At 43.2% G+C, this 19272-nt stretch carries 19 protein-coding genes; 8 read left to right on the forward strand and 11 right to left on the reverse strand.

The genetic code is table 11. The annotated features are described in order from the left end of the window. Positions 1–22: 22 nt before the first annotated feature. Entirely contained in the window at positions 23–937 is a 915-nt protein-coding gene (gene htpX / locus E2L07_RS06400) for a protease HtpX (protein WP_053430831.1), read from the reverse strand. 276 nt (positions 938–1213) lie between these two features. On the opposite strand from htpX, the gene E2L07_RS06405 reads away from it, so the two are divergent. Beyond that, positions 1214–2203 (forward strand): Gfo/Idh/MocA family protein, encoded by a 990-nt coding sequence (locus tag E2L07_RS06405; RefSeq protein ID WP_134229158.1) that lies wholly within the window; start codon positions 1214–1216, stop codon positions 2201–2203. Between the two features lie 33 nt (positions 2204–2236). On the opposite strand, the gene E2L07_RS06410 is transcribed toward E2L07_RS06405, so the two are convergent. The 8 genes from E2L07_RS06410 to E2L07_RS06440 all read right to left on the reverse strand — a co-directional run bounded on the left by E2L07_RS06410 (position 2237) and on the right by E2L07_RS06440 (position 8886). Next, positions 2237–2539: a hypothetical protein gene (locus E2L07_RS06410; RefSeq protein WP_010898852.1), complete on the reverse strand. Its 303-nt coding sequence runs from the start codon at positions 2537–2539 to the stop codon at positions 2237–2239. 32 nt (positions 2540–2571) lie between these two features. After that, positions 2572–3096: a hypothetical protein gene (locus E2L07_RS06415; RefSeq protein WP_053430829.1), complete on the reverse strand. Its 525-nt coding sequence runs from the start codon at positions 3094–3096 to the stop codon at positions 2572–2574. 138 nt (positions 3097–3234) lie between these two features. Further along, entirely contained in the window at positions 3235–4752 is a 1518-nt protein-coding gene (locus tag E2L07_RS06420; RefSeq protein ID WP_053431951.1) for a sodium/proline symporter, read from the reverse strand. Between the two features lie 5 nt (positions 4753–4757). Further along, positions 4758–4928 (reverse strand): hypothetical protein, encoded by a 171-nt coding sequence (locus tag E2L07_RS20760; RefSeq protein ID WP_166740032.1) that lies wholly within the window; start codon positions 4926–4928, stop codon positions 4758–4760. 206 nt (positions 4929–5134) lie between these two features. Further along, positions 5135–6811, reverse strand: a complete 1677-nt coding sequence (locus E2L07_RS06425; RefSeq protein ID WP_053430828.1) for an ABC1 kinase family protein — start codon at positions 6809–6811, stop codon at positions 5135–5137. A 157-nt stretch (positions 6812–6968) separates the two neighbouring features. Further along, positions 6969–7271 (reverse strand): phasin family protein, encoded by a 303-nt coding sequence (locus E2L07_RS06430; RefSeq protein WP_053430827.1) that lies wholly within the window; start codon positions 7269–7271, stop codon positions 6969–6971. A gap of 226 nt (positions 7272–7497) precedes the next feature. After that, a complete protein-coding gene (locus E2L07_RS06435; protein WP_053430826.1) occupies positions 7498–7932 on the reverse strand; it encodes a CBS domain-containing protein in 435 nt (144 codons plus the stop codon). A gap of 237 nt (positions 7933–8169) precedes the next feature. Further along, on the reverse strand, positions 8170–8886 hold the full coding sequence (locus E2L07_RS06440) for a LysR family transcriptional regulator substrate-binding protein (protein WP_208401987.1): 717 nt from the start codon (positions 8884–8886) through the stop codon (positions 8170–8172). 475 nt (positions 8887–9361) lie between these two features. On the opposite strand from E2L07_RS06440, the gene E2L07_RS06445 reads away from it, so the two are divergent. Then, positions 9362–10780 (forward strand): alanine/glycine:cation symporter family protein, encoded by a 1419-nt coding sequence (locus E2L07_RS06445; protein WP_208401991.1) that lies wholly within the window; start codon positions 9362–9364, stop codon positions 10778–10780. Positions 10781–11110: 330 nt separating this feature from the next. On the opposite strand, the gene E2L07_RS06450 is transcribed toward E2L07_RS06445, so the two are convergent. Continuing rightward, the gene (locus tag E2L07_RS06450) at positions 11111–12049 is read right to left on the reverse strand and encodes a response regulator (protein WP_134229161.1); all 939 of its coding nucleotides are present in this window, start codon (positions 12047–12049) and stop codon (positions 11111–11113) included. A 5-nt stretch (positions 12050–12054) separates the two neighbouring features. Further along, positions 12055–13320 (reverse strand): sensor histidine kinase, encoded by a 1266-nt coding sequence (locus E2L07_RS06455; RefSeq protein ID WP_166740034.1) that lies wholly within the window; start codon positions 13318–13320, stop codon positions 12055–12057. 306 nt (positions 13321–13626) lie between these two features. On the opposite strand from E2L07_RS06455, the gene E2L07_RS06460 reads away from it, so the two are divergent. The 6 genes from E2L07_RS06460 (at position 13627) to E2L07_RS06485 (ending at position 19154) form a co-directional block, all read left to right on the forward strand. Further along, the gene (locus E2L07_RS06460) at positions 13627–14601 is read left to right on the forward strand and encodes a glutaminase (RefSeq protein WP_134229163.1); all 975 of its coding nucleotides are present in this window, start codon (positions 13627–13629) and stop codon (positions 14599–14601) included. Between the two features lie 73 nt (positions 14602–14674). Then, positions 14675–15925 (forward strand): Glu/Leu/Phe/Val family dehydrogenase, encoded by a 1251-nt coding sequence (locus E2L07_RS06465; protein WP_134229180.1) that lies wholly within the window; start codon positions 14675–14677, stop codon positions 15923–15925. 274 nt (positions 15926–16199) lie between these two features. Continuing rightward, complete coding sequence (locus E2L07_RS06470; RefSeq protein ID WP_134229164.1) at positions 16200–16982, forward strand: alpha/beta fold hydrolase; 783 nt, start codon at positions 16200–16202, stop codon at positions 16980–16982. Between the two features lie 160 nt (positions 16983–17142). After that, positions 17143–18030, forward strand: coding sequence for a cupin domain-containing protein (locus tag E2L07_RS06475; protein WP_134229165.1), 888 nt, complete (start codon positions 17143–17145; stop codon positions 18028–18030). Between the two features lie 106 nt (positions 18031–18136). Continuing rightward, complete coding sequence (locus E2L07_RS06480) at positions 18137–18526, forward strand: hypothetical protein (protein ID WP_053430819.1); 390 nt, start codon at positions 18137–18139, stop codon at positions 18524–18526. A 55-nt stretch (positions 18527–18581) separates the two neighbouring features. Beyond that, positions 18582–19154, forward strand: coding sequence for a DUF7010 family protein (locus E2L07_RS06485; protein WP_134229166.1), 573 nt, complete (start codon positions 18582–18584; stop codon positions 19152–19154). Positions 19155–19272: the final 118 nt, after the last annotated feature.

Raw genomic sequence — 19272 nt, forward strand, 5'->3', positions numbered from 1 at the left:
AGGGACAGCTGCTCGTTTCCTATTATCGTTGTTCTAATCGAGCAATACGATCATCTAAATCAGGATGGGTGGAAAACAGCTTCATGACGCCACCTCTACCACTAATTTTCATCGTTTGCACCGCTGAGTCATCCGTGCCATCGTTCAGCTTCGTTCGGTCCAAATAAGCTTTTAATGAACGGAGCGCATGAGCCATTTTATCACGTCCAGCTAAATCAGCTCCACCTCGGTCAGCATGATACTCTCGGTAACGAGAGAATGCACTTACGACAATACTTCCGAGAATAGAGAACAAAATTTGGAACACGATGATCGCCGCAAACTGTACGATCCATTGCAACTCGGAACGAACAAAGCGCGACACAATGATGGCAGCAACTCTTGAGAGGAAGACGACAAACGTGTTGACAACTCCTTGGAGCAATGTCATGGTTACCATATCTCCATTGGAAATATGGGCAACCTCGTGGGCAATAACCCCTTCGACCGCGTCATCATCCATTGCATCCAACAATCCAGATGAAACCGCCACAAGCGAACGTTTTTTCGAAGGGCCTGTCGCAAATGCATTCACTTCGGCTGATTGATAGATCCCTACCTCTGGCATGTGCATAAGTCCAGCTGCACGAGACAAGCGATGAACCTTTTCAACGACAAAACGTTCCCGCTCGGTTAACGGGCCATTTGGATCTAGCACTTTGACGTTCATCATTTTCTTTGCCATCCAACGTGACATCGCAAGGGAGATGAAGGCCCCTGTGAAACCAACGATTAAACTAAAGACCATGAGCGACGCATAGTCAATCCCTAAGCCAGGGCCACCAGTTTCAAACGAGCCTCCAAAGTTCGTAAACCTCGAGATGATCGACCAGACAATGACGATCGTTGTCATGACTAGAACGTTCGTTAAAAGAAAAAATAAAATACGCTTCCCCATTCGTAAACCTCCATTTTCATGTTGTCCTAGTATATTTTAACACGATTCAATGAATATACCAGATATTATTTTAGATTATGGGCAGGAACGGTGACGCTAACGATTAACGATACTATATACATAAAAGGATTATTCGTCTACTGCTTCAAGCGATTTGTTATAAATTCTCCTTTTTTTTGAGCGCTATTTTTTACGATCCCGTGTCTAAAGCATAAAACTGTTATGATAAACTGAACATGTTCGTAAGTATCTTATCACAGGACGGGAGTGTAAAAGATGAAGATTGCAACCGTTGGTACTGGCCCGATTGTTGAAGCGTTCCTATCGGCATTGGATGAGATCGATGGCCCGATGTGTGTCGCCATGTATTCGCGTAAAGAAACGACAGCGAAACCATTAGCAGATCAATATAACATCCCCACCATTTATACCGATTTTGACCACATGCTTGCCGACCCTAATGTGGAGGTTGTCTATGTAGCTTCCCCTAACAGCTTACATTATCAGCATGCCCTCCAAGCATTAGAGCATCGGAAGCATGTGATTTGTGAGAAGCCGTTTACATCAACTGCACGGGAATTAGAGCATTTGATATCCGTTGCAAGGAAAAACGAGTTAATGTTGTTTAAAGCGATCACAACGATTCATTTACCAAACTACCAATTAATCAAAGAAAACATTCATAAGCTTGGCTCAATTAAAATGATTCAATGCAACTATAGCCAATACTCAAGCAGGTACGACCGTTTTCTAAGCGGAGAAACACCGAATGTGTTCAACCCAGCCTTTTCCGGTGGCGCTCTCATGGACATTAACGTATACAATATTCATTTCGTTATGAACTTGTTCGGCCCTCCTGAGGCGGCTCACTATATTGCAAATCAGCATGCCAATGGCATCGATACGTCAGGCGTGCTCGTTTTAAAGTATCCACATTTTATTAGTGAGTGCGTCGGGTGTAAGGACACGCAGAGTATGAATTTTGTCCTCATCCAAGGAGAAAAAGGATATATCCATGTCGAAAACGGGGCGAACGGTTGCCGCAACGTCAAAATCTACCTTGACGATCAAACCTCCGAATTAAACGCTCAAACAAACGACAATCTTTTATACTATGAAACGCGTACATTTTACGAGATGTATCAAGCAAAAAATTTCGAAAAGTGCTATGAACTACTGACATACAGCCATTCTGTCATGCGTGTGATGGAACACGCTAGGAGAGAAGCAGGGATTGAATTTCCAGCAGATTCTCGAAAACGATAACCGTTTAAGCTTGGAAGGGTCCCCCTTCTAAGCTTATTCGGAATAAAACCACGTAATCTCTGGGGGGATATCCCCTTCTGGCAACAAGTAAACAACTATAAAAAAGACACAAATCAACAATCCAAAACAAATCAGCCAGAGCGAAAGAATTGGTTTTTCTGTTTTAATCAATCCATACACTCCGCACGATAGGCTACCAATGCCAAGAAATAGCTCAAAAAAAGCGATGGGATAAACGGAATAGTGATCGATGATAAAAATTCGTGCAAAGTTACCAACTGTAAGTAACAGTACAAATAGAAGCTGAAAAACAATCCCTAGTCGTAAAACCTTCAACGCCAATCCTCCTTTGAGTATGTATCCTTAATCTACCATTCTCCGTAAAACATTCGTCTTTCCAATAGGGCAACAATTAAGGTGGTGATCACATTGACGACCACGATGGTAACAAGAAGAGCGCGTGGCCACTTCGCGTGTTTTTTTGAAAAATGATAAACGATCGGCACTTCAACCAACAATGTCAACATTAAGTATCCTAGCAAAACGATGTAATACGGGCCTGATTCAAAGGCACCGTTCCACGCTTCGCCCCACCCGTCGTAAAAGATTTGTAGCTGTAGCGCTCGCGATATGTATGGCAGCAAAAAAGAGGCTAGATTCGCACCTATGATCAATAAGACCATTTTTAGCTTAAGCCCAAGTCCCTTGTTGAGAGTGGCAAACAAGAGAATGCCTGCGATTTCAATACTAAGCGTTAAACTAACCGCAACAGGTAGCCATTCTTTCGGGCTGGACGTCAGCCATTGCCAAGACGAATTGGCAAAAACCGTTGTTGGCAAACACATCATAAACAATACAGAGAAGAATGTAACCTTTAAAAAAATCTTGTTCACACGATTTCCTCCACCTTGGTTTTCTATATTATTCCACACCTACTAACTTTATCATGAACTAATCTTATCACAAACCTGTTTTTAGGGCTTGTCATAAAAAAAGCTCCTACCATACGAGGCAGGAGTCTTCTACTGTTTCTATGCACTTTCATTTAAACGCTCAATGATTTGTTTCGCGTGTTTGGGTCGTTTCGTAAAAAGACTAATCACAACTGTAATTGTTGTTGCCACGATAAATCCAGGAACGGCTTCGTACGTAATCCCGAAAAAATAAGTGTTTAAAAGCTCTTTTACATCTGGTAAAAAAGCATACGTCCATTGCGGCTGCTGCTTCACTAGGATAACCGTTAAAAGCCCTGCAATCATCCCCCATAAAACCCCTTGTCTCGTGACACCTTTCCAGTAAAACGACAGAAGAAGAGCCGGACCAAAGCAGGCACCTAATCCACCGAAAGCAAACAAGACCATCCAGAAGACAAATTCTTGAGCAGTAAATGCGAGAATAAGAGATAGCCCCATGAATACAACCGTTGTTAACCGGCTGAGACGAACGAGTTTTTTCTGGGAAAGTTTTCGATTTCGGCGAAACATTTTTTGATAAATATCACGGACAAAGGCACTAGAGCCTACAAGTAACTGACTATCCGCACTTGACATAATGGCCGCTAATACAGCAACGAGTAAAAACCCAAAGAATAGCGGGTGCAAAATTTCCGATCCTAACGTGAGAAACACTTGCTCCTGATCTCCATTTGGAAGCAGACTAACGTCAGGAAAGTAGGCACGTCCTGCAAGTCCAATCATGACAGCTCCCCACCCCATGAGCACATTCCAAACCGAACTAATCAAAGCCGCTTGTCTCATTTCCTTCACATTTTTAAGTGACATATATCGAACAAGAATATGAGGGTTCCCTGGGCTACCAAACCCAATCCCGAGTAGACCAATCACCGCACCAAAGCCAAAGGCAAACGGACTAGTGAATCCACCACCTTCCGTATGCATCACTTGCAAAAGCGGATCAAACCCACCTAAACCGATGATAGCAACTACAGGAAGTATGACGAGAGAGACAAACATAAAGCCCGCTTGAACGACGTCTGTTTTACTCACCGCATGAAAGCCACCAAGCATCGTATAGGCGAGTAAAATAACGGCTGTCACCCACATTCCGGTAGATGATGATACGCCCATGCTTGTCGCGAACGCTCCGCCACCTGCCACGAGCTGGCTTGCCACATAGGCAATCATAAAAAACATAATAATGAACGCACTGACCCCTCGAAGAATATGAGTTTTATCATTGAATCGGGTTTCTAAAATATCAGGTATCGTAATACTCCCTGTCTGTTCACTATAGGCTCTAAACCTTCTAGCTACATAAAAAAACAAAAATACTTCCACAGCAATGTAACCAGCCACTGCCCAAACGGCATCAAGCCCCGTAGCATAAGCTGTTCCCGTCACCCCAAGAACGAGCCAAGCGCTACGACCGGAACTGACAGCAGATAATGCGACCGTCCATTTATTCAAGTTACGTCCAGCGAGAAAAAAGTCAGTCATTCCTACGGAGCTTTTCTTTGAACTCAGAAGCCCAATCAGTAAAAGAGCGACTAAATATGCGATTAAAATCGCAACAGCGAGCGGTTCTACCATGTTCACTAAGAAACATCCCCTTTTCTGTTGCCATCGTTAGAAAGCGAACGGGCTCGGATCTCCTGTTTCAATGAAGCGATCTCCTCCTTAATTCCTGTGTGCACATAACAAAGAAGTGCGACAGCTAGTATTGACAGTGGCAAACCAATAAGGGCGAAAAAGATATCAACGTTCATCAGCAACCTCCTTTTGCTTTTACTATTTTCGTCTATTCATTACTTTTCAACATCAAAGGAAACATTCCTTGTGACCATTTCTCCGGAGCAGCGATCGAAACATAAAAAAAGCGCAAAGCAGCTGCCCTGCGCTAGACATCTAAATATATACTTTCTTTTTATTTAAAAGCGTATCTCCATTCAAATGCTGAAAAAACGCCTACCGGTTAAAATCTTCCTGAACGCAAGATGGAATATAAGAGCCAAATAAACATAAGGAGCGCCACAACGAACCCAATCTCAACTGCTGGAATGTTCCAAAGGAGAGATGACTGTCCTCCTAGAGCTGAGCCGATGATTAATCCGACCATAATGATACTGAACGACAGGAGGACGATACTAAAGGACAAACGATTACTAATTCGATCTAATTTATTTAGAAATCGTTCGATTTTTGGTAGTGACAGTTCTAGAGGTAGCTTCCCTTTTCTTGTGATCGCTGTTAATTCTTTTAACGTTCGAGGCAACTCTGTAAGAACGTCCCCATATTCATTCCACTGATTATATACGTGTTCGGCAACAGATTTTGGGCTCAAACGCTCCTTAAGCAATTGACGGCCAAAAGGCTCAGCCACCTTTACGATACTAAGCTCCGGATCTAATTTTTCCACCATTTGTTCCATTGTAAGAAGCGTTTTACCTAACAATGTTAAATCGGCTGGAATTTGAATGCGGTGGTGATTGGCGATGGCAAACAAGTCATTAACTGCTTCCCCAAGGCTCACCTGACTTAAAGGGACATCAGCAAATTTTTCCCTTAACTCATCGATATCCCATTGCAGCAGCTGCATGTCCACATCATCGGGTACAATCCCCATTTTCGTAATGGCGTTCAAGACCCCTTCCGAACGTCGGCGCATGATCGCAATCACTAGTGAAGCGAAATGTTGTTTCATCTGTGGGGAAAGGCGCCCGACCATACCGAAATCCATAAACGCTATGGCTTCACCTGGTAACACCGAAATATTTCCTGGGTGGGGATCCCCATGAAAGAAGCCCTCCAGTAAGATTTGTTTTAGTATCGCATGGGTTATCCTCTGGGCCAACATTTTTTCATCATAGCCTCTTTGTTTGAGTTCTTCTCGTTCATTTAACTTCGTCCCTTCCACATACTCCATCGTCAATACCTTTTTCGTGGAATAGTCCCAATATACTCGCGGTATCTGGACGGTGGGATCGTCTTCAAATAGCTTGGCGAGCCGATCAGCATTTCGTCCCTCCACCGTATAGTCCAATTCAGCTAACAGAGCCTTTGAAAATTCCTCAATGATTTCAACTAATTGATAGTTTGCTGCCCACTCCAAGCGGTGTTCAGCTATTTCTGCTAAATGCTGCAAAATTTCTAAGTCCGTTTTGATGATCTCCTCGATGTTCGGTCGCTGAACTTTGACCGCTACCGGTTCACCTGATTGTAAGACCGCAAAGTGAACTTGCCCGATAGAGGCTGCACCAACGGGTATTTCATGAAACTCGCGAAACAATTCGTCTACAGCCATTCCTAGCTCATGCTCCACAATGGCTCTTACTTCTTCATACGAAAATGGGGAGACGCGATCTTGTAGCTTTTCCAGCTCCTCCAATAGTTCAGAAGGGATCAAATCAGGACGTGTGCTTGCCATCTGTCCCATCTTCACAAAGGTTGGGCCTAACTCCTCTAAAAATAGTCGCAAGCGCTCCCCTATTGTTTTCGTCTGTACGTTTTGCTCTTTCACCAACAGTCGTTTCGGTAAGGAAATGATTTTATGCAAACCTAGTTCCTTTACAATGAAACCAAACCCATTATGAGAAAAGGCTGTGACGATTTCACGATAGCGCTTGAGGTGACGAATTCTACGTTCAAAAATGGGAACCCCTCCTCATTTGAAAAACGTGGCGATTGGTGCGGTGATGACTGAGACCTCTCACAAGGCAAGTCGCGCCCAATGTGTGGACGGCGCCCGGCGCTAGACACCCTTTTGCTAATTGGAAGTGCCATTTTCTTAAATGGCTAAATTAAATGGATTACTCTGATTGTTTTCGTTCTTTTTCCAACTGTGCCAGTCGTTTTTCCAACGCTTGAACCTCTTCTTTCGTCGCTACATTTAGCCCACTAAGCATCTCTTTTAGCTTGCTTTGAATTTTGTCATCAAGCTCTTTCTTCGACTCTTCTCCCCTTCGCAACAGCTCACGTAAAAAGTCTTTAGACTCCTGTTGGCTAAGCTCCCCTTTTTTCACGAGCTCATCGATGATTTTTTCTGCTTGTTCTTTGCTAGCAGCTGCTAAACCTAATCCTAATGCCATCCCTTTTCTTACTGCCTCTCGCATAAAGATCCCTCCTTTATTCATAATAGCTCTTCTCATTACTCATACCAATTTCTCGCCCGAATGAAACCTCTAAATGGATTCCCCTCCTACTACGAGTATTCCCTTATCGAGTAGAATATCCAATGATCAGATTTGATTACCACCCAACCTTCATGCGTAATGTCTTAGGAGGAAATACGAACCCCCCCTCATCTCACAGATTTTATGGAGATGAGGGGGGTCTTTTCTAGGATAATCTTTCTTTTTTATGGAGATTTGTTTTTTCTAACAGCTCTTTGCAATAATTGATAATATCCCTTCTACGAATGATGCCAATAAAAATCCCTTGATCATCAACAACCGGAACAAAGTTTTGTGCGATCGCAAGCGATAGTAGGTCATCAATCTCGGCATCGATGTGTACAGGTAAATTGACCATCTTTTGCTCAATTTCCTTAAGGGATACACTTTCCGTGTTCTCAAACGTAAGGTTCGGCGTATGTTTCATTTTCCACAGTAAGTCACCTTCCGTGATCGTGCCTACATACTTTCCGTCCTTATCTAAAATCGGGATTGCCGTGTAATTATGATATTCCATCCGTTCGATCACTTGCCGCATCGTAGCATCTTCATTCATATAGACAACTTCGGCTTTTGGCAACAGGAAAAACGCAATTTTCATGTCCCGCCCTCCTTATCTCCTCTTTTCATGAACTTGGCGCTGACGTCTTTTCGTTCTTCGTGTAAATGACTAAGTTGACGTATCCCTTTAAAGCGTATCGTGGATCTTATGCTAATCTGTACCTATAGCTCACGACTCACCCCTTTGTACGCCCTTTCTATTATATCATTTTACGATCATTGGTTTAGAAAAACGCTTTTTTTCTCCCTTTCTTGATGCAATCCTTCTATAAACGCTTCAGCAGCTAACGATAACGGCTGCCCCTTTAACAATCCCAATCGTTCTCTGCTCAATTGGTTCCTTCATTTCTAGTGGTATCAGTTCTCCTTTTTTCAGCTCACGTAACACGAAGTCTTTCGTCACAAACGCAACGCCCATGCCCAATTTCACACACTCAATCAACAGTTCTACACTCCCTACTTCTATGTCAGGCTGTACATGAAGACCTTGCCGTTCAAATAGACGCTGGAGAAATTGTGTAGAGCTACTCGATTCTGAAAAAGTAATGAGTGGATAATCAAGCACCTCCTCTAGCAGCAGCGGACGCCCAGCCAACTCGCGGTTCTGCTCTCCTACGACAAATAGGCTCGAAATCGTTAAAAACGGTTGAATCTCGACATGACGCGCTTGTACTGGTAAATGAACAAAGCCAAAATCGATGGAGCTGTTGTCCAGCTTCTCGGTGATTTGCGGTGTGGAACCGTGCTGAAGGCGAATGTGAATGTTCGGATAGCGGGCCTGAAACCGCTGAATGGATGGCAAGACAAAATACTTGAACGTTGAGTCACTGCCGCCGATTGTGACACGGCCCCCTTCAAGCTGTTTTAATTCTTGTAACAGTTGCTCCGCTTTATCAATACAGCCAAGCGCTTGCTGAATGTATGGAAAGATCGTTTCTCCCTCCCTTGTCAGTTCAACTCCTTTCGCATGTCGCGCAAATAATTGCACTTCCATTGTTTCTTCTAATTGCTTGATCGCGTGACTCACACTTGGCTGTGTAAATGTAAAGTTTAGCTGCCGCTTTTGAAAAGCTTTTTTCCGTTGCTGTCACATAAAACACACGGTATAAATCCAAAGGACTCAGGTTAAATGATCCTGGCTGTGTGGCAAAAACATGCCCAAATTATTTTCAGCTGCTAGAGCAACTCGGAGTCCAAGTACAATATCAATAAGTGTTTCTTCACCATACGTCTTTAGGAAGGAGCGTATGGTGAAGCCATCCATTCCCCCTACATTTACTAGCAACTAAAAATATTCCGAATTATTTTTTAGTCTCCTTGTAGCCTTTTGTATCTTTCTGTAGCTTTATTCTTATATTCTATATGTATCCTTTTTGGGTACATATATATTGAAAGCGCTTTCTAAAAGGGGGACCGTTCTGCTGAGATTGATCCTTAGACGACAAATCATCAGAAACTTTGAGAGGTGAATATTTTTGCTCGAAAAAATTATTGAACACGGTAATAATTTCCTATGGTCTTATCTTTTAATTGCATTGCTCGTTGGTTTAGGTGTTTTCTTTACGATTCGAACGAAATTTGCTCAAATCACAAACATAAAAGAAATGTTCCACTTAATGAAGGAGAGCCCTTCAACAAGTGACGGAAAAAAGCGCGTGTCCTCGTTTGGAGCCTTTTGTATTAGCGCGGCCTCACGGATTGGAACAGGTAACTTAGCAGGGGTTGCGATTGCGATTACCCTCGGTGGACCTGGAGCGATTTTCTGGATGTGGGTTGTTGCCATTTTCGGATCGGTTTTAAGCTTTATCGAGAGTACATTAGCTCAAGTGTATAAAGTGAAAGATAAAAATGGCTTTAAAGGTGGACCTGCCTACTATATGGAAAAAGCCCTCGGTCAAAGATGGTTAGGAATCACATTTGCCATCCTTATCACGTTTTGTTTTGGCCTTACGTTTAACTCTGTTCAAGCGAATACAATTTCAGCAGCCTTTGAAGAAGCATTTGGTTTCAATTCGGCTGTTATCGGAGTCGTGCTAGCCGTTGTTGTCGGTTTTGTTATCTTTGGCGGTGTTAAACGTATTGCGAAAGTCTCGCAAGTAGTCGTCCCTGTCATGGCGGGTTTTTATTTACTTCTTGCAGCCTATGTCGTGATTTTTAACATTGGCGAAGTCCCAGCAGTTTTTCAGTTAATCGTCTCAAGCGCGTTTGGACTTGAACAAGCGATCGGAGGCGGAATTGGTGCCGCCATTATGAATGGTGTCAAACGTGGATTGTTTTCCAACGAGGCTGGGATGGGTAGTGCACCTGTCGCAGCCGCTACAGCGGATGTGAGCCACCCAGCGAAACAAGGATTTATTCAAACGCTCGGAGTATTTGTCGATACGCTCCTCATTTGTAGTGCAACCGCATTTATTATTTTGTTAGCTGGAACCCCTGATGAAGGATTAAGCGGAATTCAAATTACTCAAGCGGCGCTAAGCAGTCATGTTGGTTCGTGGGCGACTTATTTTGTTGCATTCGCGATTCTCTTATTCTGCTTCAGCTCGATTATCGGTAACTACTATTACGGTGAATCAAACCTTGAATACATTAAAGAAAATAAGTCCGTCATCTTCCTTTTCCGCTTGGCTGTCTTAGGAATGATCATCTACGGATCCGTTGAAAGCCTAGCGACGGTCTGGGATTTAGCCGACTTGTTTATGGCATTAATGGCACTTGTGAACTTAGTAGCCCTTGCCCTCATCGGGAAAGTCTCCCTTGCCGTTCTGCAAGATTATCTGAAACAGAAAAAAGAAGGGAAAGATCCAGTCTTCTACTCTAGTAACATCGAAGGCTTAAAGCATACAGAATGCTGGGAAAAAGAAGAGGTTAAACGTAAAAACGCATAATGTCAAAAAGAGGCTGGAATAAAACTAGCCAAACGTAATCAAAAGGTTCGGCTCATCAAAATATAATGATCCGAACCTTTTTTCTGTTCATTCATGGGATCGTCTATTGACCATACAATATACACATAACTAGACGGATTTTGCCAAGTTGATTGTTAAAATCACGAGACGCCTACGGCAAGCGAGTGGTTTTTGAAACAACGAATCCCCTATAAAATAACTACCTTAATAACAAGACTAGGACTCACCGACCGTGAGTGCCAATCCTATTAACTGCGTTTTATCCTAGCCCCTTTTTCTTAATTAGGATCCTATATAAAAGTGCGTACATTACCCTTTCTTCTCTTGCATCAATCGTTTCGCTTCGTAATATAACGCTTGGGTAAACTTCTTGACATTGATACGTGCCGACGTATAAGAAGAGCTTGTCTCGTTTTTCAACTCGGTCATTTTGCTGCGCACGACGGAAAAATCAAAGAAGTGGGACGCGTATTCTTCAAATTTCGGATTCGAAAAGTCGATTAACCCTAACGAAGCCACGTGCTCCAATGATTGATATACGGCTCTTCTCACTCGTTGTTTCGCCGCTTTCACTTCCCTACGAACATCTCGTTCATCGGCAGCATCCCCTAGCTTCTCGCTCGCCAACTGTTCAAAAATTTCCTTCAACGCAGGGAGCCCTTTTTCAAATGAATATTCCTTCTCATATGTGTATAAAAACATGAGAATGTTCATTAAATCTTTACTTCCACTCTCCCCGGCAATCCCTAACTCCGATAACAAATACTGTCCATAGCTTTTAATCGAATCATCATGAAACACTTGCTCGTTCACTTGTGTCGGTATGCTCCCTTGAAGGACATTGCTCAATGACTTTTGAATATCATAAAGGGATTGTTCAAGCCTCGTATGGTTGATGACCTTACGAATAACCGACAGCACCTCAATTTTGTTAATTGGTTTCATAATGTAATGCTCAATCCCAAGCAGATAGGCCTCGCTGATTAATTCCTTTGATTCAATTTGTGAGATCATAATGATTTTCCCTTTGAATTCAGGCTTAATCTTTTGAATCGCCTCTAATCCATCACAATTTGGCATGAGCAAATCAATTAATAAAATATCTACTTGCTTTATATTTAATCGTTTTCCATCTAGCTCGCTTCCGTCCTCTGCCTCCCCTACGACTTGGCCTAATTGTTCATCCTCAATGATTTGAGCAAGAATTGAACGAACAGTCACATCATCATCTGTTATAAAAAAGTTCATTCCCTCTACTCCCTTTCAACGACATTTTTCATCGGCAATTGAATCGTAAACACTGATCCTTTTCCTCCTTGGCCTCGTTCATAGACAACCGTTCCACCAAGCTTGTCAACCATATCATGTACATAGGTTAAGCCAATACCCGTTGAAGGCTTCCCTGTATGATCAAATTTAGACGTAAAGCCGGGTTTAAAGATAAGCGCTCGGTGCTTATCTGGGATTCCTGGGCCGTCATCTTCAATTCGAAATTCTACTGTCTGCCCTAACGCTTTGACACGGATCGTTAACATCCCTTTTCCGTCTATCGCTTCTACCGCATTGGCAACCAAATTGTTGATAATCGAGAGATGTGTGTAAATGTGGTAGGGTGGGTGCTCACCTTGAATGGAATAATGAAAATCAATCTCTTTTCCTAATAGCTGAGCGTATTTTTCATTTGTCCGCACAATCATTTTAATAATTTGCCCAATCTCAATATAGTCTACATAGCTTTCATTTGAGATAAGCTTTGACAAGCCCGCAAAAATTCGTTGATTGTCCTTTTTGATTTCGTGCACTTCCCCTGAGATTTCCAATAGCCTTTTGCTTATTTTCTCTAAATGGGGATTCACTTGATCCATGTGCTCGCTTTGAAGTCGTTTCATTTCACGGTACAACCCAAACACCTTACTCGTTATGTCTTCCGAGTTTTGTAGCGTCTTTTTTAAATGAACCGACTCCTCGTACAAATTAGAAATAAGCAACAGCATATGTTCATTCCGCTTGCGTATTTCCAATTCACGCGACCTTGTTTCATATAGCTTCATCATGCTGAAAACACCTAGCACGATAAAGCTGTGGGAAAAAGCGATTAATAAAATTTGGAAGATGGAATCCTTTGTCACCATGACACCAAATGCGAAATATTGCGCGATGAATTCAGCTGTATCGGCTAAAATCTCAATGATAATTCCAAACAAAAAGATGATCAAAGGCTGCTCATGGAAACGCTGAACCTTTGCTAAAGAAAACAATAATGAGTACGTAAAATAAAAGAAAAAGGTCGGATAATGGATCTCAAACGAATCCACCCAATAAAAATCAGCATGTAGTGTATCTAAAAAAACTCGAAACACAACGACAGCAACCGCTGTAAAAAAACCCGGAACGATTGCAGCCGTATTTCGCAAGAACAATAAAAATAAGAAGAAGATCGGTGGCCCTAAACTGACACGGAACGTTTCATTAACTGGATAAAAATTAATTTCTCCTGCAATTGGTACAAACAACAACATCGAGAGGATAATCATATAATCTTTCGAAAGAAACGGACGAATGTTCAAACGATGTCACTTCCTATTATGTGAAAAATTCAGCATAACGCAATCCTTATGGCGGATACGTTTAGTTTTTATATTCCTGTAGTAACAGTGTAAAATCTCGTGAGTCCCTTGCTCTTTTCCTTTCTATATTGCCATTACTTCTGTATAAAGTATATGAAAATTTTTGGTTCGAGCTGTAGTCTTCTGTTTCTTTCTGTAGCCTCCATCATAGACTAGACTTACCAATATGTAAACGCTTTCATTAATAGGGGGTCAGCTATGCTTCAACAAAAACAATCGCTTCTTGAGCACAAGCCAGTCTTAAGTAAGGAGCTTGAAAAATTAGTCAACCATTATCGCACTTTAAGCCTTAACGGTCAATGTGCCCAATACATTCCTGCTCTACGAGAAGCAAATCAAACAGACCTCGGCCTTTACGTCGTTCATTCGAACGGAATCGAAATCAAATCCGGTGATTGGCAAGTCCCTTTCACATTGCAAAGTATCTCAAAAATAATCAATTTTATCGCAGCTTGTCTCGATCGCGGGATCACTTATGTGTTAGATCGAGTTGATGTGGAGCCTACTGGGGATCCGTTCAATTCCATGGTTCGTCTTGAAATGCGCAAAACAGGAAAACCATTCAACCCGATGATCAATGCCGGTGCCATTACTGTCGCCTCTCTCCTTTCAGGGAAATCGCCAACGGAAAAGCTCGAATCAGTTTATTCGCTAGTTGAAAAAATGCTCGGAAGGCGAGCATCAGCCAATGAAGCCGTGTTCCACTCCGAATGGCAGACAGCTCATCGAAACCGCTCACTAGCGTATTATTTAAAGGATACAGGCTACTTAGAATCTGAAGTGGGCGACGCCTTGCACGTGTATTTCACCCTATGTGCAATCGAAGTGGCGACAAAGGACATTGCCAAAATCGGACTCATTCTTGCAAACAATGGGTATGATCCTCTCAGTCATCAACAGATCTTTCCGAAGGAAGTCGCGAAATTAACGAAAGCGTTAATGCTCACATGCGGGATGTACAATGCATCTGGAACGTTTGCTGCCCATATTGGCGTCCCCGCAAAAAGCGGCGTCTCTGGTGGAATCATGGCAGCTGTCCCAGCAAGAGGACGAAGGGACGAGGCGATGGACATCGGCATCTATGGGCCAGCTATCGATGACTTTGGCAACAGCGTCGCCGGAGTCGCCTTACTAAAACATCTTTCTCACATGTGGGATTTAAGCATTTTTTAGTTTACTAAACGAAAAAAAGGTGGAATGACGTATGACCATTTTGACAGAGCCACAGCGGACGCAAGTAGATGAAATGAAAGAGATCACCGAATTAAGCTTATTACAGTCAACCCAATCCGTCATCAAAGAAGCGCTTGATCTCCTCGGTTATTCTGAGGCAACATATGAGCTTTTAAAAGAGCCGATTCGAATGCTAACGGTCCGCATTCCTGTACGGATGGATGATGGAAACGTCAATATATTCACCGGCTACCGAGCCCAACACAATGATGCAGTAGGTCCGACAAAAGGCGGTGTTCGCTTCCATCCCGACGTGAATGAAAATGAAGTAAAAGCCCTCTCCCTATGGATGAGTTTAAAATGCGGGATTGCTGACCTTCCATATGGCGGCGGGAAAGGCGGGATTATTTGTGATCCGCGTACGATGTCGTTCGGTGAATTGGAACGATTAAGCCGTGGCTATGTACGGGCGATTAGTCAAATCGTCGGGCCTACGAAAGACATTCCGGCACCTGACGTTTTCACGAACTCACAGGTGATGGCGTGGATGATGGACGAATATAGCCGCATTCGGGAATTTGATTCCCCTGGCTTTATTACGGGAAAACCGATTGTCCTCGGTGGCTCCCTCGGACGGGAAAGCGCAACAGCAAAAGGGGTCATCATTTGCATTGAAGAAGCGGCGAAGAGAAACCAGCTTGACCTCAAAGGGGCCCGTGTCATCATTCAAAGGTTTGGGAATGCTGGCAGCTTCCTAGCCAAACTTCTTCACGACGCTGGTGCTCTCATTGTCGGGATTTCCGATGCGTACGGCGCACTTTATGATCAGGCTGGCCTTGATATCGAATACTTGTTAGATAAACGTGATAGTTTTGGAACGGTCACCAACTTATTTAAGAAGACGATTAGCAATCAAGAGCTTTTGATTTCCGATTGTGACATTCTTGTCCCCGCTGCGATTTCAAATCAAATTACAAAGGAAAACGCTCATGACATTAAAGCAAAAGTAGTCGTTGAGGCTGCGAACGGAACAACGACGCTAGAAGCGACTCGGATTTTAACCGAGCGGGGCATTTTTTTAGTCCCCGATGTGTTGGCTAGTTCAGGAGGGGTTACGGTCTCTTACTTTGAATGGGTACAAAACAACCAAGGTTACTACTGGAGTGAAGAAGAAATCGACCAAAAGTTCCGCAACATGATCGTAGATTCATTTGAGAAGATATGCACCTTCTCAAAACAGCACCAAGTCGACATGCGTCTCGCCGCCTATACGGTCGGCGTTAAGCGAATGGCTGAGGCTTCTCACTTTAGAGGCTGGGTATAAGAAAGGGTGTGTGAGGCTCCTACCGTTTTGGGGAGGGGCCTCATTTCATTAGTAAGCATAGGCAAAATTCAGCCCTTTAAATCAACAATCCACTTACTCTGGAGGTCCATGTTCCTTCCTTTTTCCAGTTCATCGTTTAATCTATCGTTTGTCGTTCACTAACCTGTGGCGAAACATTCATCAGTTGGCTGCGCCCTGTTTTTTCACTCTTTTTTTGGGGATAGTATAAAAAGGAATCTGTTTTTACTTTCTGTTAAGGAGATGAGGCAAAACTATGCCGTTTGCGAAAGAAAAAGGGCAACCAGCGATTTACTATGAAACGATCGGAAAAGGGACACCGATTATTTTTATTCCTCCTCCAGGTGTAGGGCATCTTACCTTCCGTTATCAAATCCCATTAATGGATCAATGTAAGCTGATTACGTTTGACGTGAGAGGCGATTGCCAAAGTGAACGGAGCACTGAGCCGATGACAATGACACAGCTTGCCTACGATGTGAAACGGGTACTCGATGCAAATTGCGTAAGAAAAGCGATTGTTTGTGGGTACTCGAACGGAGCTGCGATCGCGCAGGAATTTGCCCTCACCTATCCGGAACGAACAGCCGGTGTTATTTTGATTGGCGGCTATTTTGCCGTGAAGAACTTTTTGCTCGAGAAAGAATACAAACTAGGCATATGGGCGGCACGCAACGAACTGATGCCCCTTCTAGCCTCAGGCCTCGCAAAAAATCATTTTATCGACAAACAAGCGGCAAATGAACTTTATGCCGAGATCATGAAGACAGATCCACAAATGCTCGCCGATCAATATACTACTGGATTGCATTATAGTAGTGAAGACCGCCTTCATCAATTACGCGTTCCATTGTTGTTAATTTACGGGGCAAACGATCACTATCTCCAGCCTTACCAAACGCGTTTCCGTGAGCTCGTCCACGACGTAGAGATCGTCTACATTCAAGGCGTAAAACATCAAGTTCCTTCAAAGGCTCCTCATGAATGCAATGCCGTCCTCCGTGAGTGGATGCGACGGAAGCAATTTATTCCCTCTTAACGAGAGAAGGTGTTATAAGATCGTTGTAAATACTAACGTCTTCCCCTTTTTCTACAGGATATTTATTGTTACTTTTCGTAGATATCTTACAGGATAAGCCACATTCTCTAGGCATACGCATATGCTAAATCGGACCAATCTCTTGAAGGGAATGAGCAGCATGAATAATCTGTATCCTTATGGCGCGCCCGATTCTAATCTGTACGCTAGAAAGCAAGAAGAATACGATCAACAGATTGCAGAAGCCATCTTAGCTGGAATTAAACGAGAAGCTACTGCCATCGAGCTTTATCGGAGATTAGCGGATGAAGCACCAAGTGAACAGCATCAGCATGACATCCGCCAAGCGCTAGAAAACAAACAAGCTTCTTTGACTCAATTTACGAATGCTTATAGGATCCTCACAGGTCAACAGCCTCAAATGGAGGTCGATGACGTTTCTTTTTATCGTTTCCACGAAGGGTTGCAAAAAGCGTATGAAATAGAAGTGGAGGGGTATGAGGAATATGAAAGAAGCAGTGCCCTTACCGAGAACCCACACGTACAGCATGCCTTTTGGATCGCTTTAAATACGGAACACGAAAACACCACTCGGCTTTATCGCTCGCTACATGAAGAAGCTGATCACCGTGTAACGGACCATGGACCGAGACCGTTTGTCGTGAACATTGAGGATGAGACGAAGCGAAACCGAGCCTTCCGCCGTGCGTTATGGACTGGGGACCATTTGCAAGTCACCTTGATGAATATTCAAGTGGGTGAAGATATCGGCCTTGAAATCCACCCGCATCTTGATCAATTTTTACGTGTAGAAGAAGGTCGTGGTCTCGTCCAAATGGGCCACCGCCAAGACAATTTACATTTTCAAGAGGAAGTCTTTGACGACTATGCGATCCTCATCCCTGCCGGAACGTGGCACAACGTAAGGAACACTGGCAATCGGCCACTTAAACTTTACTCCATCTATGCTCCGCCCCAGCACCCACACGGTACCGTGCATGAAACGAAGGCGATCGCGATGGCTGCTGAAGAGCACCATCATTTGTAAAAGACTTTCCAACAACCTAGGCACACTTTTCACAATGCAAAGTGTGCCTTTTTTGATTCTTCCTAAACAAACCTATTGATGATGATTGGAAAGGCCATTTTAAGAGGTGGGGGACCGTGTAGAGCAAGAAGCAGCAAATAGCCAAGATATGTGGCAGCAGTTAGTTAATGGGTGCCGTGCATTTCTTACAGCGGCAGTAGAGTCTCAAAATCATCGTATTTTATTAATTGATGGTCCTGCTGTCCTAGGTTGGGATACGTTTCGAATGATGGATCAGAAATATTCAATGAACTCCTTGAGAGAACAGTTACAACTTATGCAAGAGCATGGACAATTACTCCCTGTCTCAATCGATGCGTTGACCCATTGTCTTTCAGGGGCTATGAATGAAGCAGCCCTCTGGCTGGCAGAAAATCCACAAAAGCCCGTAACTGAACTCATGACAACCTTGGAAATTTTGCTTGAAGGATTTAGACAGCATCCGACGAATATGTAAAGCTGCTTCACATTAAAAATTATAAGTGTGCACACTTTAGAGAGGGGCTTAAACGTTGACTATTCATGAGTTAAGAGATAATGCATCGATTAAAGCAAAAAATGGCCTCGGCTTTATCCTTTCAGGTACAGTCGTTTGGTTCTTGATCACGTTCATTTTTCTTCTACCATTCACACTTCAAACGAAGAACATTTTCATGCTGGCGATGACAGGGTTGCTGTTCCCGTTAGCTGTTGGCATCTCATCCATCATGAAAGCCGATTGGAAATTAGAAAAGAACCCTTTAAACAAGCTAGGCTTGACCTTGAATTTTGCCCAATTTATCTATTTTCCTATCGTGTTCTGGGCTTTTATCGAAAGCCCAAAAGAAATGATCATTTTCTTCGCTGTAATAACAGGAGCCCATTTTTTCCCTTATGGTTGGTTTTATCGAGCGAGAGCCTACTCTGCTATGACCCCTGTTATCTCCATCGTGATCGTAATTATTGGCTGGACCGTTGACCTGACGAAACTATGGCTCATCCCACTGATAATGACGTTGCTTTTACTCCTTTTAAGTGTTTGGTTATTCGCAGATTACAAGAAAAAATCGTCAACCACTACCTTTGGGGCAAGTCAAGGAATGTAAATAAGCCAAAAAGCGACAGCCTTAACTTCGGCTGTCGCTTTCCGCTAAGAAATTAAGTTGGTTCCCCGATGACGTATGCTCAGACTTTGCTGTCCCTAGATTCAACATCTTCCCTTTT

This window comes from Halalkalibacterium halodurans (assembly GCF_004376175.1).
GTDB lineage: Bacteria > Bacillota > Bacilli > Bacillales > Bacillaceae_D > Halalkalibacterium > Halalkalibacterium halodurans.